The organism is Bradyrhizobium sp., from assembly GCF_035273305.1.
Lineage (GTDB): Bacteria > Pseudomonadota > Alphaproteobacteria > Rhizobiales > Xanthobacteraceae > Bradyrhizobium.
On the sequence record NZ_DATEPI010000276.1, the window covers coordinates 1 to 21,929 of the forward strand.

At 59.7% G+C, this 21,929-nt stretch carries 21 protein-coding genes and 1 pseudogene; 12 read left to right on the forward strand and 10 right to left on the reverse strand.

All coding sequences use genetic code 11. From position 1 onward, the window contains the following. The 9 genes and pseudogenes from VJV58_RS18365 to VJV58_RS18405 form a co-directional block, all read left to right on the forward strand. A pseudogene (locus VJV58_RS18365) lies at positions 1–436 on the forward strand (LysR family transcriptional regulator); the annotation flags it as partial. Between the two features lie 185 nt (positions 437–621). Then, positions 622–1,224, forward strand: a complete 603-nt coding sequence (locus VJV58_RS18370) for a hypothetical protein (RefSeq protein WP_324138790.1) — start codon at positions 622–624, stop codon at positions 1,222–1,224. Positions 1,225–1,286: 62 nt separating this feature from the next. Beyond that, a complete protein-coding gene (ctaD, locus tag VJV58_RS18375; RefSeq protein WP_324138791.1) occupies positions 1,287–2,894 on the forward strand; it encodes a cytochrome c oxidase subunit I in 1,608 nt (535 codons plus the stop codon). Between the two features lie 104 nt (positions 2,895–2,998). Next, the gene (locus VJV58_RS18380) at positions 2,999–3,232 is read left to right on the forward strand and encodes a hypothetical protein (protein ID WP_324138792.1); all 234 of its coding nucleotides are present in this window, start codon (positions 2,999–3,001) and stop codon (positions 3,230–3,232) included. Next, the gene (locus VJV58_RS18385; protein ID WP_414641526.1) at positions 3,229–3,663 is read left to right on the forward strand and encodes a PAS domain S-box protein; all 435 of its coding nucleotides are present in this window, start codon (positions 3,229–3,231) and stop codon (positions 3,661–3,663) included. The genes VJV58_RS18380 and VJV58_RS18385 overlap by 4 nt, the downstream gene beginning before the upstream one ends. Before the next feature lie 72 nt (positions 3,664–3,735). Then, positions 3,736–4,149: a group III truncated hemoglobin gene (locus tag VJV58_RS18390; protein ID WP_324138793.1), complete on the forward strand. Its 414-nt coding sequence runs from the start codon at positions 3,736–3,738 to the stop codon at positions 4,147–4,149. A 124-nt stretch (positions 4,150–4,273) separates the two neighbouring features. Continuing rightward, the gene (locus VJV58_RS18395; protein ID WP_324138794.1) at positions 4,274–4,618 is read left to right on the forward strand and encodes a carboxymuconolactone decarboxylase family protein; all 345 of its coding nucleotides are present in this window, start codon (positions 4,274–4,276) and stop codon (positions 4,616–4,618) included. A gap of 266 nt (positions 4,619–4,884) precedes the next feature. Further along, positions 4,885–5,367 (forward strand): hypothetical protein, encoded by a 483-nt coding sequence (locus VJV58_RS18400; RefSeq protein WP_324138795.1) that lies wholly within the window; start codon positions 4,885–4,887, stop codon positions 5,365–5,367. Between the two features lie 49 nt (positions 5,368–5,416). Further along, the gene (locus tag VJV58_RS18405) at positions 5,417–5,818 is read left to right on the forward strand and encodes a DUF488 domain-containing protein (protein ID WP_324138796.1); all 402 of its coding nucleotides are present in this window, start codon (positions 5,417–5,419) and stop codon (positions 5,816–5,818) included. Between the two features lie 67 nt (positions 5,819–5,885). Here VJV58_RS18405 and VJV58_RS18410 read toward each other — a convergent pair whose 3' ends face one another. The 5 genes from VJV58_RS18410 to VJV58_RS18430 form a co-directional block, all read right to left on the reverse strand. Next, on the reverse strand, positions 5,886–7,397 hold the full coding sequence (locus tag VJV58_RS18410) for a tripartite tricarboxylate transporter permease (protein WP_324138797.1): 1,512 nt from the start codon (positions 7,395–7,397) through the stop codon (positions 5,886–5,888). Positions 7,398–7,601: 204 nt separating this feature from the next. Further along, on the reverse strand, positions 7,602–8,144 hold the full coding sequence (locus tag VJV58_RS18415) for a tripartite tricarboxylate transporter TctB family protein (RefSeq protein ID WP_324138798.1): 543 nt from the start codon (positions 8,142–8,144) through the stop codon (positions 7,602–7,604). A gap of 177 nt (positions 8,145–8,321) precedes the next feature. After that, the gene (locus VJV58_RS18420; RefSeq protein WP_324138799.1) at positions 8,322–9,308 is read right to left on the reverse strand and encodes a Bug family tripartite tricarboxylate transporter substrate binding protein; all 987 of its coding nucleotides are present in this window, start codon (positions 9,306–9,308) and stop codon (positions 8,322–8,324) included. Between the two features lie 140 nt (positions 9,309–9,448). Further along, positions 9,449–10,246, reverse strand: coding sequence for an enoyl-CoA hydratase/isomerase family protein (locus VJV58_RS18425; RefSeq protein ID WP_324138800.1), 798 nt, complete (start codon positions 10,244–10,246; stop codon positions 9,449–9,451). Between the two features lie 85 nt (positions 10,247–10,331). After that, on the reverse strand, positions 10,332–11,537 hold the full coding sequence (locus VJV58_RS18430) for a pyridoxal-phosphate-dependent aminotransferase family protein (protein WP_324138801.1): 1,206 nt from the start codon (positions 11,535–11,537) through the stop codon (positions 10,332–10,334). A 178-nt stretch (positions 11,538–11,715) separates the two neighbouring features. On the opposite strand from VJV58_RS18430, the gene VJV58_RS18435 reads away from it, so the two are divergent. Together VJV58_RS18435 and VJV58_RS18440 are read left to right on the forward strand one after the other, a co-directional pair. Further along, entirely contained in the window at positions 11,716–14,685 is a 2,970-nt protein-coding gene (locus tag VJV58_RS18435; RefSeq protein WP_324138802.1) for an FAD-binding and (Fe-S)-binding domain-containing protein, read from the forward strand. Between the two features lie 28 nt (positions 14,686–14,713). After that, the gene (locus VJV58_RS18440; protein WP_324138803.1) at positions 14,714–15,142 is read left to right on the forward strand and encodes a heme-binding protein; all 429 of its coding nucleotides are present in this window, start codon (positions 14,714–14,716) and stop codon (positions 15,140–15,142) included. 1 nt (position 15,143) lies between these two features. Here the strand turns inward: VJV58_RS18440 and VJV58_RS18445 are convergent, their stop codons facing one another. The 5 genes from VJV58_RS18445 to VJV58_RS18465 all read right to left on the reverse strand — a co-directional run bounded on the left by VJV58_RS18445 (position 15,144) and on the right by VJV58_RS18465 (position 21,459). After that, complete coding sequence (locus tag VJV58_RS18445) at positions 15,144–15,929, reverse strand: enoyl-CoA hydratase/isomerase family protein (RefSeq protein ID WP_324138804.1); 786 nt, start codon at positions 15,927–15,929, stop codon at positions 15,144–15,146. Between the two features lie 66 nt (positions 15,930–15,995). Continuing rightward, on the reverse strand, positions 15,996–18,107 hold the full coding sequence (locus tag VJV58_RS18450) for a molybdopterin oxidoreductase family protein (RefSeq protein WP_324138805.1): 2,112 nt from the start codon (positions 18,105–18,107) through the stop codon (positions 15,996–15,998). 55 nt (positions 18,108–18,162) lie between these two features. After that, positions 18,163–18,921, reverse strand: a complete 759-nt coding sequence (gene fabG / locus VJV58_RS18455) for a 3-oxoacyl-ACP reductase FabG (protein WP_324138806.1) — start codon at positions 18,919–18,921, stop codon at positions 18,163–18,165. Positions 18,922–19,012: 91 nt separating this feature from the next. Continuing rightward, positions 19,013–20,386 (reverse strand): MmgE/PrpD family protein, encoded by a 1,374-nt coding sequence (locus VJV58_RS18460; RefSeq protein ID WP_324138807.1) that lies wholly within the window; start codon positions 20,384–20,386, stop codon positions 19,013–19,015. 8 nt (positions 20,387–20,394) lie between these two features. Next, positions 20,395–21,459 (reverse strand): ABC transporter substrate-binding protein, encoded by a 1,065-nt coding sequence (locus tag VJV58_RS18465; RefSeq protein WP_324138808.1) that lies wholly within the window; start codon positions 21,457–21,459, stop codon positions 20,395–20,397. A gap of 173 nt (positions 21,460–21,632) precedes the next feature. Here VJV58_RS18465 and VJV58_RS18470 point away from each other — a divergent pair. Further along, the coding region (locus VJV58_RS18470) for a Bug family tripartite tricarboxylate transporter substrate binding protein (protein WP_324138809.1) at positions 21,633–21,929 on the forward strand (297 nt) is incomplete at its 3' end.

Sequence of the window (21,929 nt, forward strand, 5' to 3'; positions counted from 1 at the left end):
GATCGAACAGTTGTTCGAGGAAAAACTGATCCTGGTCTCGACAGATCCCAAGGGCAGGCCTGAACCCCAACCCGGCTATGTCTATGTGGATTGGGGGCCGGAATTTTATGCCAGGCACACCGCGTGTTTCCCGAACTTCGCCGGCCCTTCATTATCGGCGAATATCGGCTGGTTGGGATTGCAACATGTTTTGGAAAATGGCGGCTCAGGCTATTTTCCCAAACGCATCGTACTTCCTCACCTCAAAGCCAAGCGGTTAAGCGTGATCGCCGGCGCTCCTGAGTTTTCGATGCCGGCTTACGTGGTTTATCCGCTCGAGTACGATCGCGATCTATTCGGCAGCGCGCTGGAGATCATGCATCGAATGGGCAAGCCGCAAACAAAAAGAACAGCCGGCCGAAGAGTCGCAAAGCGAGCCGCGCGAAAAAGCCACTAGGCCGCATCGGCGAGTTTTGGCTCCGCGCAAGCGCGCCGGAGGCTGTCGGGCTATTCGACGTATCGAATTTTTCGAATTGAACGGTCAATATTTCTCGCTTGTAAAATCAAACGATGGGCCGAGACTGTGCGGCGAGAGCGAAGATGCTCGCTTCTGTGCAGCGTTGAATCCACGGGAATAGAGCCATGTACAAAGCCTCATCGCGACATCCCGACTTTATAAATACAATGAAAGAATGCTCATCGTCACCTTGCTGGATGCATGAAGTCGATCCGGGCTATTTTGGTTATTGGTCCAGGCAAGAAACAATTGTCTTTCTCAAAGACCTCCTGGAACGGGAGCGGGTCGGCAGCAAGGCGCTCGAAAACATCCGTCACGCGGCGGACCTCGGCGTTGCAGAGCTGATGCTTGAGGCGGAGCTGAACCAGGCGTTGATTTGTATCCTGGTTCGCAAACAGATCGCCAAAAAAGGAGCAATCGCCAGGGCATGCCCCAAAACCAACGAAGCTCGGCTAGATTTAAGCTTCGAGCAGGCGGTCGCATCCGCGACGTCCGATCTAACCGAGCTGTGTCTAACGATCGAAGCGGCCATTCTCAATGTCCTTGAGGCAGGATTGAACTCTCTTCTCGTGAAGATATTGCGAGTTCATTGGAAGCAAATAGAGCAACTCAAGATCCTTGCTCAGGGAGTGTTGCCGCACTCGCGTCCGGCTTCCGCGGATCTTCCAGCCGATGACCGTTCCCATCAGCGTGATGACGCGAAAAATCCCGCCGTCACCATTGCGTAAAGTCTCCACGCCTTGAGGAACGCGGCACTCCCCGGATCCGGAGTCTTATGGAAATGGTCCAGATGCCATCCGCCGCAGCGGACACCAGCGAACCAGACACGCATGCGCATCCTGTCGGATGGCGCCGTTATCTTTACTCGACCAATCATAAAGACATCGGCACGATGTACTTCGTGTTCGCGATGTGCGCCGGGCTGATCGGCGGGATCCTTTCAGTCGTCATCCGGATGGAATTGCAGCAGCCCGGCCTGCAGATTTTTACCAGCACGCATACCTACAATGTGTTCGTGACCAGCCACGGCCTGATCATGATTTTCTTCACCCTCATGCCCGCGATGATGGGAGGATTCGGCAACTGGATGGTTCCGCTCATGATCGGGGCGCCCGACATGGCGTTTCCGCGCATGAACAACATTTCTTTCTGGCTGCTGCCCACGTCCTTTGCGTTGCTGATCATTTCAATGTTCGTGGGAGGTGAGCCGGGCTCCAAGGGCGCCGGCACCGGCTGGACCCTCTATGCACCACTTTCGACCTCTGGCCATCCCGGACCTGCGGTTGATTTCGTGATCCTGTCGATACATGTCGCGGGCGCTTCTTCGATACTCGGCGCAATCAATTTCATTACCACTATCTTCAACATGCGCGCTCCGGGCATGACCCTGCACAAGATGCCACTGTTCGTCTGGTCCGTGCTGGTGACGGCATTCCTGCTGCTATTGTCGCTGCCCGTCCTGGCGGGCGCGATTACCATGCTCCTCACGGATCGCAATTTTGGAACGACATTCTTCGCGGCGGACGGTGGCGGAGATCCCGTACTGTTCCAGCACCTGTTCTGGTTCTTCGGTCACCCCGAAGTTTACATCATGATATTGCCGGGGTTCGGCATGGTCAGCCATGTGGTTTCCACATTCAGCCGCAAGCCGATCTTCGGTTATCTGGGAATGGTTTATGCGCTCGTCGCGATTGGGTTTATCGGGTTCGTGGTCTGGGCCCATCACATGTACACCGTCGGCATGTCGAGCAGCGCCCAGGCTTACTTCGCATTCGCAAGTATGGTGATCGCAGTCCCGACCGGCGTCAAAGTGTTTTCATGGATCGCCACCATGTGGGGTGGCTCCATAAGATTTAAGACACCGATGCTCTGGGCGATCGGCTTCATTTTTGTATTCACGATTGGCGGCGTAACCGGTGTGGTGCTCGCCAATCCGGGAGTCGACCGGTCGTTGCAGGACACTTACTACGTGGTCGCGCATTTCCACTATGTGCTGTCCCTCGGCGCCGTATTCGCCATTTTCGCGGGCTGGTACTACTGGTTTCCGAAAATAACCGGGTACATGTACTCTGAAACCATCGGCAAGCTCCACTTCTGGCTGACCTTTGTCGGGGTGAACCTGGCCTTCTTCCCGATGCATTTCCTCGGGCTGTCCGGAATGCCGCGACGTATCGCCGATTATCCAGACGCGTTTGCTGCCCTGAACCAGATTTCATCCATTGGAGCCTATATCTCAGCCACCGGCCTGATCGTGTTCTTCGCAGGTCTCGCCTACGCGTTTATCCGCAAGCATAGAGCTGCGGATAACCCGTGGGGCCCCGGTGCCACCACTCTCGAATGGGCGCTGCCTTCGCCACCGCCGTTTCACCAATTCGAGGTGTTGCCGCGGATTGAGTGACTGGCGTGTGATCCGATTGGAGAGATGGGCGCTGCCTGACCAACTAATCGGCACTTGGCAATTCGCGGATAACACATACATGACAGCCAATTGGAAGAGTTGCCATGGCCAAAGAAACTCTCGACCAGCAGGACAAGAAAAATCTTGATCTCCAACTGGACAGGGAACTGGAAGGGACATTTCCCGCGAGTGATCCGCTAACGATCACCCGTTTTCCCTATCGGAGGCGTTCAGTAAAATCCTCCACCGGCAGCAATGCCCATGACGCGACGGCCCGCCGCTCCCAAGATGAGAACGTACGTGCCGGGACGAACTCTCACGTTACGCAGAAATCGTGATTATCCCTCACAGGCTGGCTGAAGCGATCCTGGCAACGGCGTCGGATGCAATCATCGCGACCGACCGCGCCGGTACCATCACCTTCTGGAATCCCGGCGCGAGCCGGATTTTTGGCTTTACGGCTGATGAAGCTGTTGGAAGCTCTTTGGATCTCATCGTTCCCGACAATCTTCGGGCGCGGCATTGGGCGGGCTTCCTTCGCGTTATGGAGACGGGAGAAAGTCATTACGGTCACGGTGATCTCCTGTCAGTCCCGGCTCTGACAAAGGACGGTCGACGAATCTCAGCCGAATTTACGATCACTTTGCTGAAGGACGAGCAGAACGATCCGGCCGGGACGGTCGCTATTCTACGCGATGTGACCAAACAGTTCGAACAAAGCCGCAAAATGAAACGCCAGATTGCAGAATTGGCGCGCGGTCAAAGCTAAATGCGACAATCAGCGAAAGGCATTGCTCTGCGGAATGCCTGATGGGGTCGAACGACTTACGGTGCTCGCGATATGAACTCTTGCACAACGAAGCTAAATGATGTTTCCGAGGACGCCATTCGTCAACTCGTCGACGCTTTCTATGCCAAGGTTCGCATCGATCCAGAACTCGCGCCAATTTTTGAGCGCGCCATTCCCGGTGACTGGCAACCGCATCTGAGGAAGATGTATGCCTTCTGGTCCTCAGTGATGCTCACTACCGGACGATACAAGGGCAATCCCGTCGCCAAGCATCTGGCGATTCCGGGTATTCAGCCCCATTTGTTTCAACGCTGGTTGGGGCTGTTCAACGAGACTTGCCGCGAACTGTTTGACGATCCGGTCAGCGCTGAATTTCGCGCGAAGGCGGAGCGCATTGCGGAGAGTCTAAAGCTCGCCTTGTTTTATCGGCCCGACCGACCTTGGCCGCTGGAGTCAAACAAATGACGTGCGTCGTCACCTCCTCGATAACCGCATCAAACCGCCAACGAACTGCCGTTTGAGACGTTCACGAACGGAAGCGCTCGAACGTCGGGGACAAGCCGAATGAAATCAACCAAAGGAGATCATCATGGCTGAAGACATGTATCCGTCCTCAACGCGAGAGATCGCGCAGAAGCGCCGCGAATTGCAGCCAGAAACCGACGCGGCCTTCCAGGCGTTCAGTCAAAAGGTTTTCGCCGATGGAGCGCTGCCGATCAAAATGAAACAAATCATCGCTGTCGCCGTCGCGCACGTCACTCAATGCCCCTATTGCATCAAGGGCCATACCAAGGCGGCGCTGCGGCATGGCGCTACTGAGCAGGAGTTGATGGAAGCGATCTGGGTTGCTGCGGAAATGCGCGCCGGCGGTGCCTTTGCCCATTCCGCCCTCGCGATTGCCGAGATGAGCAAAGCGACGGCGAACAGCGCCTGACCGGGGAGACCGCAAGACTTCTCTTGCGCATTAAAGGCCTGCGACGCTGGATTCTCGAGCGATGGCTGCCCGGCCGTCACTTTCGGCGAGAAAACCTATTATCGATTTTCTCGATATGAAGCGTGAAAATTACTCGCTTGCAAAATACACAGCCGAACCCAGAATAACCACGAACCCAGAATGAACCCGCGCACCTCGCGGATTTATTCAGAGGGGATCGCGTAGCGACGTCCACGGTCTCTCTGTTCCTGAAAGGGCAATCGGAAATGGCCCAGTTGTCTCACCTCAGTTCCGAGTTTGATCGGTTCCTGTTCGCACCGCTGGATGAAAACGGCGAAGCTCCCTTGACCGTATTATCAGCCCTGGCGCGACAGGACATCGACGCCTGGGTGGAAGCCGCGCGCCTGGCGCAGCTTCCAAAGGATACTGCTGTAAACAGCCTTGCTTCAACAATCTGGAAGTCAAACAGCGAGCGCTGGTCGCCCTCGGAGGCAAGCCTTGTTGCCGAGCGTTTGATCGAGCTTTTGCCATCGCCCAGCGGCTCTCGCGGCAGTTCGACATCGGCCGACAGGGACGGCGGCAAATTGATCATCATGTGGCTGGTCTACGGCATCATTGTCGGGTCGATCGCCATATCCGGGAATGTCCAATCGAGGAAGAATTCAGAGCTTCCTAAGCAGACCAACACAGTCGTTGGGCAACACCAGGCGGCGATAGCGCAAGCATCTGAAGAAACGCGCAGGGAATGATGCGCATTGGTTGCAGACAGCGGAGAAAATCAATTGTGGAGCAACTTGCATGAGCAAGAGAATTGCGCCCTCAAACGTCAAACTGAAACGCGCCTATGATCCTCCTGCCGCCAGCGATGGCACGCGGATACTGATTGATCGCTTATGGCCGCGGGGCGTCAGTAAATCCAACGCAGCTATCGATCAATGGGACAAGGAAATCGCGCCGAGTACTACGTTGCGAAAGTGGTTTGGGCACGACCCTGGGCGTTGGCAGGAGTTTCGACGACGCTACATAAATGAAATTCAGAGGCACCGGGAAGAATTAGACGAGCTGCGCGACCGCGCTCAATCGGGCAGAATCACGCTGGTCTTCGCGGCCCATGATCAAGTTCATAACCATGCCATTGTATTGAGGGACATGCTTCTGGGTCGGACGGAAGGGCGTAAGCACCTCACTACCTCGAGCTAGATTGTTTTGCAGCTTCTATCGTAAACGGCTTACACCGCCAGCGGACGTTCACTACGGATTACACGCCCTAAGCCTTCGCCGGCCGCCACAGCCGGCCAAGGCTACTGAAGGCTTTATCAATGATCGGCCAGAACAGCAGCAGGACGGCCAGGGTCGTGATGGAGCCAACCAGGCCGTTCGACCAGAACACCTTCATGTCGCCACCAGAACCGATCATCGAGAGGCGGAACGCATCCTCCGCTCGGTTACCCAGCACCAGTGCCAGGGTAAACGGAGCCAGCGGGACTTTGATCTTCTTGAAGACATACCCCACCACGCCAAACCCAAGCATCAGCCAGATGTCGAACATCGCGTTCTGGATTGCATAGGCGCCGATCGCGCATGACACCACGATCATCGGCGCCACCGCCGCGAACGGCACCCGCAGGATCGAAGCAAAAATCGGCACCGTCGTCAGCACCAACACCAGGCCGACAATATTGCCGAGATACATCGAGGCAATCAGGCCCCACACGAAATCCTTGTGCTCGACAAACAGCAGCGGCCCAGGATTGAGCCCCCACACCATCAGGCCGCCGAGCAGGATCGCCGCGGTGCCGGAGCCGGGAATGCCGAGCGCCAGCATTGGCAGCAGCGCTGACGTTCCGGAAGCATGCGCCGCCGTCTCCGGCGCGAACACGCCCTCGATCCGGCCTTTCCCGAAACTCTCAGGATCATTGGAAAAGCGCTTGGCAAGGTTGTAGCCCATGAACGAGGCGGCAATCGCGCCGCCCGGCGTAATGCCCAGCCAGCAGCCGATGAACGACGAGCGCAACAATGTCACCCAGTATTTTGGCAGGTCCTTCCAAACCGAGAGCACGACCCGCAGGCTGATGCTGGCGGCGTGCCCTCGCAACGCGAGTCGCTCCTCCATCGTGAGCAGGATTTCGCTGATGCCGAACAGCCCGATCACCGCGACCAGGAAATTGATGCCTCGCAGCAGTTCGCTGGAGCCGAACGTCATCCGCAACTGCCCGGACACGGTGTCCATGCCGACCCCAGCCAACAGCAGCCCCAGCGACATTGAGATCAGGGTCTTGTGCTTCTCCTCGCGCCCAAGCCCGACGAACGAACAAAACGTCAGCAGGTAAACCGCGAAGAATTCGGGCGGACCGAATTTGAGCGCGAACGACGATATCAGCGGGGCCAGAAACGTAATCAACAACACCGCCACGAACGATCCGATGAATGATGAGGTGAATGCGGCCGTGAGCGCCTGGGCCGCCCTGCCCTGCTGGGCCATTGGATAGCCGTCAAAGGTGGTCGCGACCGACCAGGCTTCGCCCGGGATATTGAACAGGATCGAAGTGATGGCGCCGCCGAACAAGGCGCCCCAATAGATGCACGACAGCATCACAATGGCCGACGTGGGATCCATCGTGAAGGTCAGCGGCAGCAGGATCGCGACCCCGTTCGGTCCGCCGAGTCCGGGAAGTACGCCCACGAAAATGCCGAGCACCAACCCGACCATCATCAGCAGCAGCGTCTTCCACGTCAGCAAGACGGCAAAGCCGTGCAGCAATAGGCCGAAAGCTTCCATCAAGAGCTATCCTGGTTTGCGCGCCAACGCTCGGGCTGACGCGCTAGTGGTCTGATTCGAACATTCGCATCCGTTTCAGCGAGCGTCTTTGCGAATGTTAGAATCAAGCACCACTAGCAAATATAGTTTTCTGGTGGAGTTTGGATTTGACATTCGCTTCCTAAGCCCGCGGCCAGGTGGGTAGCGAACATCAAATCCACACCACTAGTAGCCGAACGCCGCCTCAAGCGGTCCCTTCGGCATGATGACATCGAACGCGATATCGAATGTGATGAACATCGCGGCGGTGAATACGAAAGCGGTAAGCAGCGATTTCCATAGGGCGATCCGCCCGACCATGCGCATGAAGCCGGCGATCAAAAGGAAGCTCGCCACGTAAAGCCCGAGAAATTGCGTGGCCAGGCAGAACAGCAGGGTCGGAACGAATACCGCCATCACGCGCCGAAGCTGCGCGCGGCTGACAAAGCTTTCGGCGGGCTCGTCTTGTTTCAGCGAGGCGACGATCACGCCATAGATGCTTGCGCCCGCCAGCACCACCGAAAGATAAAATGGGAAATAGCCGGCCTGCGGACCGGTCGAATCCCAGGATATGCCGGTGCGCCAGTTATCGTAGCCGAGCGTGGCGGCCAGCGCGATCAGCAGCAGTGAGACCGCAACATCGACTGAACGGAGCGAGAGTACCGAGGGCGAGTCCGCCTCGGGGGCTGTCGGATCGTCGACGACGATCTCGATCTCGGAATCAGGCATCAGCGTTTCCGTTGTCGATAAAAACTGGAACGAGAGGAGTGATTGTCATTCTGGCCGGAATGCCAACTTCAACATCCCGGTTCGGCATTCGTTTGCTAGCGCCAGAGCTTCGCGATACGGCTGCCTGCGATGCTCGCCAGAGCCGGCATACCCGATGGCAGAACGCATCCAAGTCATCTACTTCGCGACGAATCCCGCTTGCGTCATCAGCGACTTGTTGATCGCGTCATCTTCTTCCAGGAATTTGAGCATGTCATTGCCGGACAGGAAGATCGGCTTCAGCGCCTGCTTTTCCATGTAGTCCTTATATTCGGCGGTTTGCGTCACCTTCTTGAACAGATCCACGTAGAACGCTTGCTGCTCCGGAGTGACCTTGCCGGGCAGGAACATGGCCCGAAGCATCAGGTATTGAACATCAAGCCCCTCTTCCTTGCAGGTGGGGATGTCGTGCCAGGACTGCGTCTCGGTCACCTTGGTGGTGTAGGCGATCCGCTCCTTGTCGAACACGCATAGCGCGCGGACCTGCCCGGCGCGCCAGACCTCGAGATTTTCACTCGGGTTATTGACGTTCGAATCGGTGTGATTGCCTACCAGCTGCGTCGCCGCCTCGCCGCCGGATTTGTACGGCAGATAGGAGAACTTGGCGCCGGTCTTTTGCTCCATGAAAACGGTCAGGACGTTGTCCTCCCGTTTCGATCCGGTGCCGCCCATCTTGAACGGCGAACTGGCGGCTTTGGCAGCCGCGATGAATTCCTTCACCGATTTGGGTCCTGCAATATTGTCCCACAGCACGAACTGGTCCATGGCAACCACCGCTACCGGCGTCAGCTCGCGCCAGTTGAACGGAATCTTCGCGGACAGCGGCAACATGTAGATCAAGGAATAGGCGATCAAGACCTTGTTCGGGTCGCCTTCGCTGGATTTCATGTACATCAGCGCCTCGGCCCCGGACGCACCGCCCTTGAGCGAGACCACCATCGGCTGCTTCATCAGATTGTTTTTCTGAATCGCGGCCTGCATCATCCGCGCCATCTGATCCGAGGCGCCGCCCGCGCCGGCCGCAACCACAATCTCGACCGGTTTGGTCGGCTCCCAAGCCGCTAAGGCAGGCGTGGCTGCGAGGATTGCGGTCAGAGCCGCTGTCGCTTTGATGATATTTCGCACGCGGTTTCTTCCCTGTAGCTTTAGTTAATGAGGTTTCTGAATTCGCGAGCGCGATTGTGCTGGGTTACAATCGCGAGTTCAAGCGGGTGTTGAGCCCGCCGCCTTTGACTTTCGCATGAGACTGCAAGGCCTTGGAGCTTCTATTTGCCCTTCCAGTTAGGCGCCCGCTTGTTGAGGAACGCGTCCATGCCTTCACGGAAGTCCTCGCTCATATAGGCGCGAAGGATCAGATCCTCACCCTCGTCGCGCGACAGGGTTCGACGGATTCGGCGCACCGCCTCCTTGGTGGTTTCGAGCGTGATCGGGGCATGGCTCGCGACAAGCTTCGCCGTCTCATCGGCGCGGCGCTGCAATGTCTCGACATCCGGCACCACTTCATTCAGCAGACCCAGCGCGAGCGCCTCCGGTGCTTCGACCAGCCGGGCCTTGAAGATCAGGTCCTTGGTCCGCGCCGGGCCAATCAATGACACCAGCCGGCTGATGTTGGACATCGACAGGCAGTTGCCGAGCGTACGCGCGATCGGAAACCCGATGCGCGTAGTCGAAGTCCCGATCCTGATATCGCAGCAAGCGGCGATGCCGGCACCGCCGCCGGTGCACGCGCCCGCAATGGCCGCGATCGTCGGCACCCGGACCGCTTCCAGCGCACCCAGCACCCGATCAATCCGCGCTTCATAATCGAGCGCATCCTGAGCGGTTTTGAAGGCGCGGAATTGCGAAATATCGGTCCCGGACGCGAACGCTTTTTCGCCTGTCCCGGTGAGGATCATCGCCTTGATCGAATGATCGGCGTTGACCTCGGCGCAGATCGCCGCCATCCGCTCGTACATCGCGAAGGTGAGCGCGTTGCGCGCCTGCGGCCGGTTGAAGGTCAGTCGCGCAATGCCATCCTCAACGACATAGAGCAGGTCTTCGGTCGCTTGTACCGGGGCGTTCATCGCACGCTCTTTCTGTTTTTGCTGACTGGATAGGCCTCCGCGAGCACGTGAGCAACGCACGCGCTCCGAATTTCCTCATTCAGATTCAGGCAGTGGCGGCCCTGGATTTCGGCATCGGCACCACCTCGCGGCCTTTCAGGACTTCCATGGCCGCGAGTACGCCCCCGCCCCTGTGCGGCACCTTGCCGAGATCAAGGCCCATTTCCACGCCGGAGAGCGTTCCCATCAGCATCAGATCGTTGAGATGTCCGATATGGCCGATCCGGAATGCCTTGCCCTTGAGCTTGCCGAGACCGGTGCCCAGCGACATGTCGAAATTCTCCAGGATCACCTTGCGCAGTGCGTCCGCATCGTGGCCTTCCGGGACCATCACTGCCGTCAGCGCCGACGAATAGCTGTGCGGATCGAGGCAGACCAGGTCCAGGCCCCAGGCCTTGGCCGCCGCGCGCGTCGCCGCGGCATGTCGCGAGTGCCGCGCGAAGACATTATCAAGCCCTTCCTCCTCAAGCATGGCGATGGCTTCCTTCAACGCGAATAGAAGGTTGGTGGCCGGAGTATAGGGGAAGGTGCCCTGCTTGTTGATTGCGATCATATCGTGCCAGTCCCAGTAGGACCGCATCGCGGTATTGGCCTTCGACGCTGCGAGCGCCTTTTCCGAGACCGCGTTGAAGCCGAGGCCTGGCGGCAGCATCATGCCTTTTTGCGAGCCGCCGACCGAAATATCGATACCCCACGCATCGTGTTCGTATTCGAGCGAGCCAAGACCGGAGATGGTATCGACCATCAGCAAGGCCGGGTGATTGGTTCGGTTGAGCGCCTTTCGAACTTCGAGCGGATGGGTCACGCAACCGGTCGAGGTCTCGTTGTGAACCACACAGACGGCCTTGATCTTGTGCTCACGGTCCGCGGCGAGCTTGGCCTCGATCTGCTCAACGTCCGCACCGCGACGCCAATCGGTCGGCAGGAAATCGACCTCGATCTTGAACTTTTCGGCGATGCCGCGCCACAGCAGAGCGAACTGCCCGGTTTCGGCCATTAGCACTTTGTCCCCGGGCGATAACGTATTCACGATCGCTGCTTCCCAGGCCCCGGTGCCCGATGACGGATAAATGATGACCGGCTGCTTGGTGCGGAAAATACGCTGGCAGCCCGCCAGCACCGCCCGGCCGAGCTCCGCGAATTCCGGACCGCGATGATCCAGAGTCGGCATGTCCATGGCCCGGAGTACCCGGTCGGGCACATTGGTCGGGCCGGGAATCTGGAGAAAATGCCTTCCAGTGTGCAAGGTCATGGGCGTCCTTCCGGGTATTCTGCTAGCGGCTCGAATATCACTATTCGGCCGGCTTGTCCCCTGCCGGACGCGCCCCGTCAATCCCTGCAATGGCAAGGCTGCGCCTTGCCAAGCCTAAACCCCGGTGCAAGACATCGGGAGAACAAGACCCTGTGAAGATGACACGAGATCAAGCCGAATGAGGGCAACGCCGGGCCAAATTTCCGGGGCTGAAAACAGCACGCTTGCCACGCGCCTGACCCGGGAAGTCAGGGGCGACGTCTTCTTCGATTCATTCAACCGCGGCCGCTATGCGACCGACGCCTCGTTCTATCAGATGATGCCGGCGGCAGTGGTGGTACCGCGAAGCATGGACGATGCGCTGCGGGCGCTCGCGATCTGTCGCGATGCGGGTCGGATCGTTACGCCGCGGGGCGGCGGCACCTCACAATGTGGCCAGACCGTTAATGATGGCGTGGTGATCGATGTCTCGAAGCACCTCAATCGCGTCGTCTCGCTCGACATAGCGAATCGCAGCTGCGTGGTCGAACCGGGAATTGTGCTCGACGATCTGAACCGCCAGCTTAAAAAACATGGGCTGTGGTTTCCGGTCGACGTTTCCACAGCGTCCCGCGCCACAATCGGCGGCATGGCGGGCAATAATTCCTGCGGGGGGCGCTCACTCAGATATGGCACCATGCGGGACAATACGCGCGCCATCGATGCGGCCCTTGCAGACGGCACAGTTCTGCATTTTGGCGAGGTGGCTCGAGATTTGTCCGGAGCGAATTCGAGTGGCGGCGGGCTTGCGCTGTTTCGCGACATGCTCGATCTCGGCGAACGCGAAGCAGCCGAGATCGCAGAGAAATTTCCAAAGGTGCAGCGCCGCGTCGGCGGCTACAACCTCGATGCGCTGGTTCCGCGCAATACGCCGAACAACATGGCGCATCTGTTGGTGGGCTCGGAAGGCACGCTGGCCTTCACCACGCAAGTCCATCTGAAGCTGTGGCCGATCATCCGCAACAAGGTTCTGGGCGTCTGTCATTTCGGCAGTTTCTATGAGGCCATGGATGCGGCGCAGCACCTGGTGAAACTCGGCCCGATCGCGGTGGAATTGGTCGATCGCACCATGCTGGCGCTGGGACGCGACATCGCGATGTTTGAGCCGGTCATCGGCGCGGCCGTGCGCGGCGATCCCGACGCGGTCCTGATCGTGGAATTTGCCGAAGACGATCAGGCCGAAAATATCCGGCGACTAATGGCGCTCGGCGAACTGATGGCCGATCTCGGATTCGGCTGGGAAAATCCCCGCCGCAAATGGGGCGGCGTGGTCGAGATCACGGAGCCCGGCCTGCAGACCGCGATCGCCGAATTCCGAGCCGCTGGCCTCAACGTGATGATGTCGATGAAACAGGAGGGCAAGCCGGTTTCTTTCGTCGAGGATTGCGCGGTGCCGCTGCCGCATCTTGCCGATTATACCGAACGGCTTAACGCCATTTTCGCCAGGCACGGCACTCGCGGCACGATGTACGCGCACGCCTCCGAGGGCTGCCTGCATGTGCGGCCGGTGCTCAACCTGAAGCTGGAAAAAGACGTCAAGGCGATGCGCGCCATCGCGGAAGAAACCTTCGAGATGGTTCGCCAGTACAAGGGCTCGCATTCTGGAGAGCACGGCGATGGCCTGGTACGCTCGGAATTTCACGAAACGATGTTTGGACCGCGCATCGTCGCCGATTTCCGCGAGGTCAAGCACCGTTTCGATCCGGAGAACGTGCTCAACCCCGGCAAGATCGTCGATGCGCCGCGAATGGACGAACGCACGCTGTTTCGCTACCCGCCGGACTACCACGTTCCTGATTTGAAGACTGTGCTCGATTGGTCCGCTTATCCCGGCGCCGGCGGCGGCTTTCAGGGCGCGGTCGAGATGTGCAACAACAACGGCGCCTGCCGCAAGCTCGAAGGCGGCGTGATGTGTCCGTCCTATCGCGCCACCCGCAACGAAAGGGACGTGACGCGCGGACGCGCCAACACGCTGCGGCTGGCGATCTCCGGGCAATTGGGACCGGACGCGCTGTCATCCGACGAGATGATGGAGACGCTCAAACTTTGTGTCTCGTGCAAGGCCTGCCGGCACGAATGCCCCACCGGCGTCGACATGGCCAAGATGAAGATCGAGGTATTGGCTGCGCGGGTAGCCAGTCACGGGCTTTCCCTCGGCGATCGTCTGGTGGGCTATTTGCCGCGGTATGCAAGCCTCGCCTCACACTTAGCCCCGCTCACGAACTGGCGCAATCGAAGCCCGGTGCTGCGAAAGCTGTTCGAAAAATTTACGGGCATCAGTGCCAAGCGCGCGTTACCGATGTGGCGCCGCGACGTGTTCAAGCCTCAGGCCGAGGCAATCGGTCCGGCCGATGGCCATGAAGTCGTGCTGTTCGCCGACACCTTCAACCGAGCCTATGAACGCGAAAACCTGGAGGCGGCGGTGCAGGTGCTGCTGGCGGGCGGCTATCGCGTGCATCTTCCGGCACCCTTGGATGGACGCAGAGGCTTGTGCTGCGGACGGACGTTTCTTGCGGGTGGCCTGGTCGATCAGGCGCGCGCCGAACTGGATCGGCTGGTTGCCAGCTACGCGCCGTTCGCCGCGCGCGGCGTACCCATCATCGGCCTTGAGCCGAGTTGCCTGTTGACGTTGCGCGATGAACTGGTGTCGCTGCGATCGGATGACGCCGCGAAGAGCGTCAGCGCGCATGCGCTGTTGTTTGAGGAGTTCCTGGTCCGCGAGGCCGAGGGCGGCCGGCTGCAGCTTCCGCTCGGACCTGTCGCATCGAAAGCTTTCGTTCATGGGCACTGCCACCAAAAATCGTTCGGCGCGTTCAAACCGGTCGAACAGGCGCTTCGATTGATTCCGGATCTGCAGGTAGAGACCATCGAGTCCAGTTGCTGCGGGATGGCGGGCGCTTTTGGCTACCGCGCCGATACTTATCAGGCTTCGATGGAAATGGCCGAACTGTCGCTTCTTCCGGCGGTGCGCGGCGCCGATGCCGCCGCGCTAATCGTCGCTGACGGCACCTCATGTCGACATCAGATTGCCGATGGCAGCGGCCGCACGGCGCTTCACGTTGCACAGGTGCTGGCGATGAGCCTCGACAGTGCGGCATCCATAACTTGATCCCTCTCCCACTCGCAAAGGAACTGTCATGCCCGAACTCACGCTCGATGTCGCCCGCAAGATTCTCGATGCCGCGCTCGCCAAAGGGCTCGAAAAGAAACTGAAGCCTCTTGTCGTCACCGTGCTCGACGCCCGCGGCTGCATCAAAATTTCCGCGGCCCAGGATGGCACCAGCCTGCTGCGAAGCGAGATCGCCCACGGCAAGGCGTACGGCGCGCTGGCTTTGGGCATGGGGTCACGGGCAATATTTCAGCGCGCGCAGGAGCAGGCGTATTTTATCAGCGCGGTGAACACGCTGGCGCAAGGGCGAATGGTGCCGGTCCCGGGCGGCGTGTTGATTCAGGATGGGGGCGTGCTGCTCGGCGCGGTCGGGGTTAGCGGCGACACTTCGGACAATGACGAAATTTGCGCGGTGGCGGGGATCGAGGCCGCTGGCCTGAAGGCAAATGCCGGCTGAGTTATTTCCCCGGCCATGACGGCTTGCGCTTTTCACCGAATGCCTTGAGGCCTTCCTTGGCGTCTTCCGTCATCGCAAGCAACGCAATCTGGCTTTCCGTGTAGGCGATGCTTTCATCGAATGACATCGAGGCGATCGCCCGCATCGCGTATTTGCCGCGACGAATCGCAGTCGGCGATTTGTCGACGATGCGTCCGATCAGCCAATCGACTTTGGCATCAAGCTGATCCGCCGGCACAACATAATTGAGAAGCCCGGCGGATTGCGCGGTTCGCGCGTCAAACGGCTCACCGGTCAACGCCCATTCATTGACAAGCCGGCGCGGCGCCATCTCCTGCAGCAGGCTCATCACCTGCATAGGAAACACGCCCACCCTTACCTCGGGTAGCCCGAACACCACGTGATCGGCCCCCACCGCCATGTCGGTCATGCAAAGCAAACCCATTCCGCCGGCCATGCAGACACCGCCAACCCGCGCGATCGCGGGTTTGGTCGCATTTTGAGACAACCGCAACAGATCCGCGTAGTCGACGTTCGGCCTGGCGAAATCCATCGCAAAAGCGGCGCCGCTGTTCTGCAGGTCGGCGCCAGCGCAAAACGCCTTGTCGCCGGCACCGGTCAATACGATCACGCGAACGTCCTTGTCGTCATGCGCCTGGCGATAACCCGCGGCAATCCCGCCGATCACCGCGCCGTTAAGGGCGTTGCGCTTGTCCGGCCTGTTGATCGTAATCCAGAATGCCTGTCCGCGCTTTTCCAGCACGACGCTGTCGTTGTTATCGGTCATTGGCTGTCCGCTTCGTTCGATGTCTCGAACATTAACGGCTGGAAGCCGCGAGACTGCAAGGCCGATTTACGTGTTGTGGAGCGCTGATGGTGTGGCTTTTTTCACCCAAACGCTGTTGTCGTGAAAAGCGGCGCCGCCGATCGGCGCCACCGCCGTCGCGCCCGTCAGCGTATTGATCCCGCGCCCACCGATGTGGGACTTGTTCGGGTGAATCGATTCGGCGATCAGGACGCCGCGACGTACGCCCTCGAAAAATTTTGCGGTCAGCGTGGTCTCGCCGCGTCTGTTGCCCAGCGTGACCGCGTCGCCATCAGCGATCCCGAGCGCAGCCGCATCGGCCGGATGGATCATCACAGTCGGCGCGCCCTCGCGCGCTTGCGAACCTGGCGTCTCATTGAACGTGGTGTTGAGAAAGCTGCGCGACGGGCTCGTCGCAAGCCGGAACGGATGCGTTTCGTCGGCCTCCTCGATGATGGTCCAGTGATCCGGCAACGCGGGCATCTGTTGCCAGGCTCCCATCAATCCGGCATTGCCGATCGGTGGGTGCGCCCAATCCGCCTTGAAGTGGAATTTGCCATCCGCATGAGCGAAGCCATCGAGATAATGCGAAGTGCGGAAATCCGGCTGCAGGTCGCGCCAGAGATCCGCCTCGAGCCGTTCGATGTCGCCGTGGCCGCTCTTTTTCAGCGTCGCATCAATCAGTTCACGGGCCGACATGTCGAAGCCGGGATGCACCGCATTGAGCCGGCGGCCAAGGCCCTGCAAAACCTGATGGTTGGAACGGCACTCGCCGGGCGGATCGATCAGCTTGGCGCCAACGGAAATGTGCTGATGGCCGCCGCCATAATAGAGATCGTCATGTTCCATGAACATCGTCGCCGGCAGAACGATGTCGGCCATCTGCGCGGTTTCGGTCATGAACTGCTCGTGCACCACCATGAACAAGTCTTCGCGCGCAAATCCGCGGCGCACCAGTGTTTGCTCCGGCGCGACGGTAACCGGATTGGTATTCTGGATCAGCATGGCCTTGACCGGCGGACCATGTCTGAGCGCTTCCGGATCGCCCGTCAGGATGCGCCCGATCTGGGACTGATCCAGCACCCGCGTGGTATGGTCGATCGCGTCATGGCCCTCGACAATCGACTCGTCAAACTTCCACAACGCGTAATTATTAAAGAAGGCGCCGCCCCCTTCGTATTGCCAGGCTCCGGTCACCGCGGGAATGCAGAGTGCCGCATGCATTTGGGCGGCGCCGTTGCGGCTCCGCGTGAAGCCGTAGCCGAGGCGGAAGAACGACCGCTTGGTCTGACCGACCAGGCGAGCAAAGGCCTCGATCTCCTCCACCGGCACGCCGCAGATCGACGACGCCCATTGCGGCGTGCGACTTTGCAAATGCGCTTCCAGCTCAGCCGGGCAATCGGTGTAGCGCTCGATGTAGGAGCGGTCGGCATATCCTTCCCGAAACAGCACATGCATCACGCCGCAGGCGAAAGCGCCGTCGGTGCCGGGCCGCAGGATGATTTTGACGTCGGCCTGCTTCATCGTGTCATTGTTGTAAACATCGATCGCCGCGATCTTGGCGCCGCGTTCCTTGCGGGCGCGCATCGCGTGCGTCATCACGTTCACCTGGGTATTCACCGGATTGGTGCCCCAGATCACGATCAGGTCGGAGACGCCCATCTCGCGCGGATCGACGCCGGCGATCTTGCCCGTGCCGATCGCAAATCCGATCCGGGCGATATTGGCGCAAATGGTGGAGTAGAACCGGGAATATTTCTTCACATGGGCAAGGCGGTTGATGCCGTCACGCATCACTACTCCCATCGTGCCGGCATAGTAATAAGGCCAGATCGATTGCGCCCCGAACTCGCGCTCGGCGGCATTAAAGCGATCGGCAACTTCGTCGAGCGCCTGGTCCCAGGAAATCCGTTCAAATTGGCCTGAGCCTTTGGGACCGGTACGGCGCAGCGGAAACAGCAACCGATCCGGATGATGAATGCGCTCGGCATAGCGCGCGACCTTCGCGCAGACCACGCCAGCCGTATAGGTCTGGAGCTTGGAACCTCGCACCCTGCCGATGGTGGAGCCATCGATCACCTCGACGTCGAGCGCGCAAGCCGATGGGCAGTCGTGCGGACAAGTCGAATGCCGGATGTCAATCTTGGGCTGCTGGTTCATGCCCCATTGCTACCATCAAACACGGACGGCTCCGAGCGCATTTATCTGCCACACCCTATGCGCCAAGATAGGCACCGCCATTGGCGTGGATGGCCTGACCGTTAATATATCTCGCCGCCGGACTGCACAGGAACCGCACCGTGGCGGCGACATGTTCCGGTTTGCCGCGCTCCCCGGTGATGGTCCGGTGCGTAAGATGATGCGCCGGTTCCGGCTTGTCTTTCGGGCGCGGTGTTCCGATCAGGCCGGGAACCACGCAATTCACCGTAATGCCGTCGTCCGCAAGATCATGCGCGAGCGCGCGGGTGAAGCCGATGATTCCGGCTTTGGCCGTCACCACATGGGCGCGGTCCCTCGCGCCGGTGTGCGCACTCAGGCCTCCGATGTTGATGATGGTTCCCGCGCCGCTATCACGCAAAGCCGGAAGGCAGGCTTTAGTGCAGTGAAATGCGCCATCCAGCGTCACGTCCAGAATCTCGCGCCATTCTGCGTAGCTCATTTCAGGAAAAGGCTTCTCCCGACGCAGCGCGGCATTGTTGACGAGAATGTCGAGGCGGCCGAATTGTTTTAGCGCCGCGTCCGCCATCGCCTGGACGGCGCTGCCGTCGGCGACGTCACCAATGTGCACCACCGCCTTGCCGCCGTTGGCCTCGATCTCGCGCGCGACGGCCTCGGCCTCGGCGCGATTGCTCCGTGCATTGACCAGGATCGCCGCGCCGGCGTCCGCCAGCGCCAGCGCGATCGCACGGCCAATATTGCGACCCGCGCCGGTGACCATGGCGACCTTACCGCTGAGTTCGTTGCTGCCGGCCATCGCCAATCCTCCATGTCAGGCCGGTTTGGCCAACTGCGGCGTCTCGACTGACAAAACATCAGTGGCCGGGGCGAGGCCCTGCCCCACAAAATTAGTTGCGCATTTCCTTCAGGTCGATGCGGCCCGTGTACAGCTTCGCCAACGATCTCAGCGTCGCATCGCTTTGCGCCTTGGTCCAGCCACCGTGCTGAAGGTTGAGCGCGAATTTGTCGGTGATGTCCTGCCGGGTCAACGGTTCGTGCGCGCCGCCGCGCAAATGAGGTTGCCGCTCCTCGACCACGCTGCGGTCCTTCATGGTCGCCCGGATATGGCCGGTGAAGTTGTCCGGATATGGATTTTGCGGATCGATCACGTATTTCACTTTTGCGGACAGCGCGAGAACCTCTGGCTGGCGGATCGCGGCTTCCGTGAACGCGCCGAGTCCGACGCCGTCATGCACAAAGCCGGTCGCCAAAAGATATGGCGTGGCAAATTTTGCGGCGTAGCCATTGCGCGGGCGCTGCTTGTCCGCGAGCGGCTCCCATAGCCGGTGCACCGTCCCCTCCGCTACCTCGCAGACGATTTCAGCGATGTCTTCGACTTTAATTCCGCGCCTCGCCAGCCGCCGCGCGCAATCGATGTAAGGCTGAGCCATGGTCCCGCAGGGATAAGGCTTGAACGCCAGAGTGTCCGTCACCCAACCCGCGCCGAAATCCCCGACTAGCGCGTCGTAGTCGCCGTGCGTGGAGTGGGCGAACCCGTTAAAAAGCCCGTGGACGCCTTCAAACACCGTGCGCGGACCGACGAAGCCTTGCCGCGCCAGCAGCGCTGCCCGCAATCCCGATTGTGCCGCCCAGCCAGCGTGCAGCCGTTTGGTCCAGGCGCCCTCGGCCAGATATTCGATGATGCCGCCAGCCATGCTGGCGGCAATGCCGAGCGCGTCCACGATCTGCCTTGCACTCAGGCCAAGCGCGGCGCCCACGCCTGCCGCGGCTCCCATCGCGCCGAAGATCGCCGTCGGGTGAAAGCCGGCCTTGTGGACAGCCTTCGGCGCAACCAGGCTCAAACGGCAGAGCACCTCGGTGCCCACCGCAATGCCTGTCAGCGCCATTCGTCCATCTGCATTGTGCCGCTCACAAGCCGCGAGAACCGCCGGCACGATCACCGCGCCGGCGTGAACCGGTCCGCCCTCGAAGGTGTCGTCGAAATCCTCGCCATGTGCCGCGGTGCCGTTGACGAAGGCCGCGCCGGCCGCCGTCAACGTGCGTTTATGGCCGATCACCGTGCACGGGCCATCATCTTCCCAGCCGGCAAGAGCGCTGCCGACGTAATCTTCGTTGCGGGCGGTAACACACAGGCCGACCACATCGATCAGAAGGTCTTCGCATTTGCGCTCGGTCGAGGCGGGCAGCGCGCCCGGTTTTACGCCGACGATTTTGTCGGCAAGCAATTCCGCGACCGACGTCTTTGGCAAGTCGCTTGTCATTGCCGCAATCAAACGTGGAACAGCTTGGAATAATGCGCCTTGATCGCATCGCCCTCTTTTTCCACGGCGGCCGCGTCGTCCTTCATGGTTTTGATATCCTTGAATGGCTTGCGTCCAGGCTTCTCCTGCGTTTGCGGATGCACCGAGCGCAAGCCGCCGACATCGATGATGAGCTGCTGCGCGTCACGGCTGAAGCAGAACGACTGGAACAGTCTTGCGGCATTCGGGTTCGGCGAGGACTTGAATATTCCGTTTGGGCCGATGATCAGTGGCGAGCCTTCGGTTGCATAAACCGGCTCCACCGGACGGCCTTTCTCCTTGAGCTGGAAGATATTGTACTCATTCCCGTCGGCCATCACGGCGCGTTCGCCGAGATCGAGTTTCTTGGGCGGATCGGCTGACGATTGCACCTGCATGATGTTCTGTTTCGCAAGCCGTTCGAACCAGCTCCAGCCGAGATCGCGCTGCATTTGATAGGTCGCGGTCATAATCGTGCCGCTATAGCCCGGATGCGCCTTGACGATCTTGCCTTTCCATTTCGGATCGAGCAGGTCGGCAAAACTTTTCGGCGCGTCCTCGGTCTTCACCAGATTGGTATTATAGGCGATGATGCTGAGCCAGACGCGAAAGCTGGCGGACTGTCCGTCCGCATCCCTGTGCTCGGCGGGATAGCTCGCGACGTCTTCCGGAACATAGGATGCCAGAATGCCGTCGCGTTTCCAGACGATGAAATGCGCGGCATCAGAAGAGTTCACGACGTCGACAGCATGGATGTTGCTGGAATATTCCTGACCGATACGCTGAAACACGCGCTCGGCGCCGGTCCGCTCGACGCGCACCGCGATCCCTGAATATTTCGCCTCGAACGCTTTCGCCAGTTTCTCGGCAACCGGCAGATCGGTCGAGGTGTAGTAGATAACCTGCCCCTCTTTTCTTGCGGCATCGACCAAAGCCGGGGTGACCGGCTCCGGCGGCGGCGCTGCGGCTATGACGCGGGTCGAGAACGCCGCTCCGGCGAGCAATGCACCTGAACCCTTGAGCACCATACGGCGCGACAAATTCGGATGTTTCATTGGTTCATTGGTCCCTTTATTCGGGCGAGATTTGGTACACCGAACGCTATCTTTTATTCCTAACTGGCACATCAGTCTTTTCGTCGACAGCGCATTGCCATTGCCGCTAGACTTGTCAACCAATTCCGGTCAACAACCCGCGACAGAATAAGCCGGGAACGAGGGAGATCGAAATGAAGGGTCCAGGATCTGCTTTGCACCTGGCCGCAGCTCTTCCGTTAGCGGCAGCTCTTCTGGCGACGCCAATCTCAGCTTCATCCTGTCTCGCGCAGGATTATCCCTCAAGAGCGATCCGGATCGTCGTTCCCTTTGGCGCCGGAGGGCCTGCCGATGTCGCAGCGCGTCTGATCGGCAACATATGGCAGGAGAAGTTCGGGCAGCCCGTCGTGATTGAGAATCGCACCGGAGCCGGAGGCGTGATCGGCACGCTGGAGGCGGCGAAGTCGCCGCCGGATGGCTATACGCTATTG

Excerpts from the sequence above, each read along its gene's own strand:
- VJV58_RS18390 (WP_324138793.1), top strand. The coding sequence starts at position 3,736 with ATGAACTCTTGCACAACGAAGCTAAATGATGTTTCCGAGGACGCCATT.
- VJV58_RS18460 (WP_324138807.1), bottom strand. The coding sequence starts at position 20,386 with ATGACAAGCGACTTGCCAAAGACGTCGGTCGCGGAATTGCTTGCCGAC.
- VJV58_RS18435 (WP_324138802.1), top strand. The coding sequence starts at position 11,716 with ATGAGGGCAACGCCGGGCCAAATTTCCGGGGCTGAAAACAGCACGCTT.
- VJV58_RS18395 (WP_324138794.1), top strand. The coding sequence starts at position 4,274 with ATGGCTGAAGACATGTATCCGTCCTCAACGCGAGAGATCGCGCAGAAG.
- VJV58_RS18445 (WP_324138804.1), bottom strand. The coding sequence starts at position 15,929 with ATGACCGATAACAACGACAGCGTCGTGCTGGAAAAGCGCGGACAGGCA.
- ctaD (WP_324138791.1), top strand. The coding sequence starts at position 1,287 with ATGCCATCCGCCGCAGCGGACACCAGCGAACCAGACACGCATGCGCAT.
- VJV58_RS18430 (WP_324138801.1), bottom strand. The coding sequence starts at position 11,537 with ATGACCTTGCACACTGGAAGGCATTTTCTCCAGATTCCCGGCCCGACC.
- VJV58_RS18440 (WP_324138803.1), top strand. The coding sequence starts at position 14,714 with ATGCCCGAACTCACGCTCGATGTCGCCCGCAAGATTCTCGATGCCGCG.
- VJV58_RS18405 (WP_324138796.1), top strand. The coding sequence starts at position 5,417 with ATGAGCAAGAGAATTGCGCCCTCAAACGTCAAACTGAAACGCGCCTAT.
- VJV58_RS18450 (WP_324138805.1), bottom strand. The coding sequence starts at position 18,107 with ATGAACCAGCAGCCCAAGATTGACATCCGGCATTCGACTTGTCCGCAC.
- VJV58_RS18370 (WP_324138790.1), top strand. The coding sequence starts at position 622 with ATGTACAAAGCCTCATCGCGACATCCCGACTTTATAAATACAATGAAA.
- VJV58_RS18410 (WP_324138797.1), bottom strand. The coding sequence starts at position 7,397 with ATGGAAGCTTTCGGCCTATTGCTGCACGGCTTTGCCGTCTTGCTGACG.
- VJV58_RS18415 (WP_324138798.1), bottom strand. The coding sequence starts at position 8,144 with ATGCCTGATTCCGAGATCGAGATCGTCGTCGACGATCCGACAGCCCCC.
- VJV58_RS18380 (WP_324138792.1), top strand. The coding sequence starts at position 2,999 with ATGGCCAAAGAAACTCTCGACCAGCAGGACAAGAAAAATCTTGATCTC.
- VJV58_RS18425 (WP_324138800.1), bottom strand. The coding sequence starts at position 10,246 with ATGAACGCCCCGGTACAAGCGACCGAAGACCTGCTCTATGTCGTTGAG.
- fabG (WP_324138806.1), bottom strand. The coding sequence starts at position 18,921 with ATGGCCGGCAGCAACGAACTCAGCGGTAAGGTCGCCATGGTCACCGGC.
- VJV58_RS18400 (WP_324138795.1), top strand. The coding sequence starts at position 4,885 with ATGGCCCAGTTGTCTCACCTCAGTTCCGAGTTTGATCGGTTCCTGTTC.
- VJV58_RS18465 (WP_324138808.1), bottom strand. The coding sequence starts at position 21,459 with ATGAAACATCCGAATTTGTCGCGCCGTATGGTGCTCAAGGGTTCAGGT.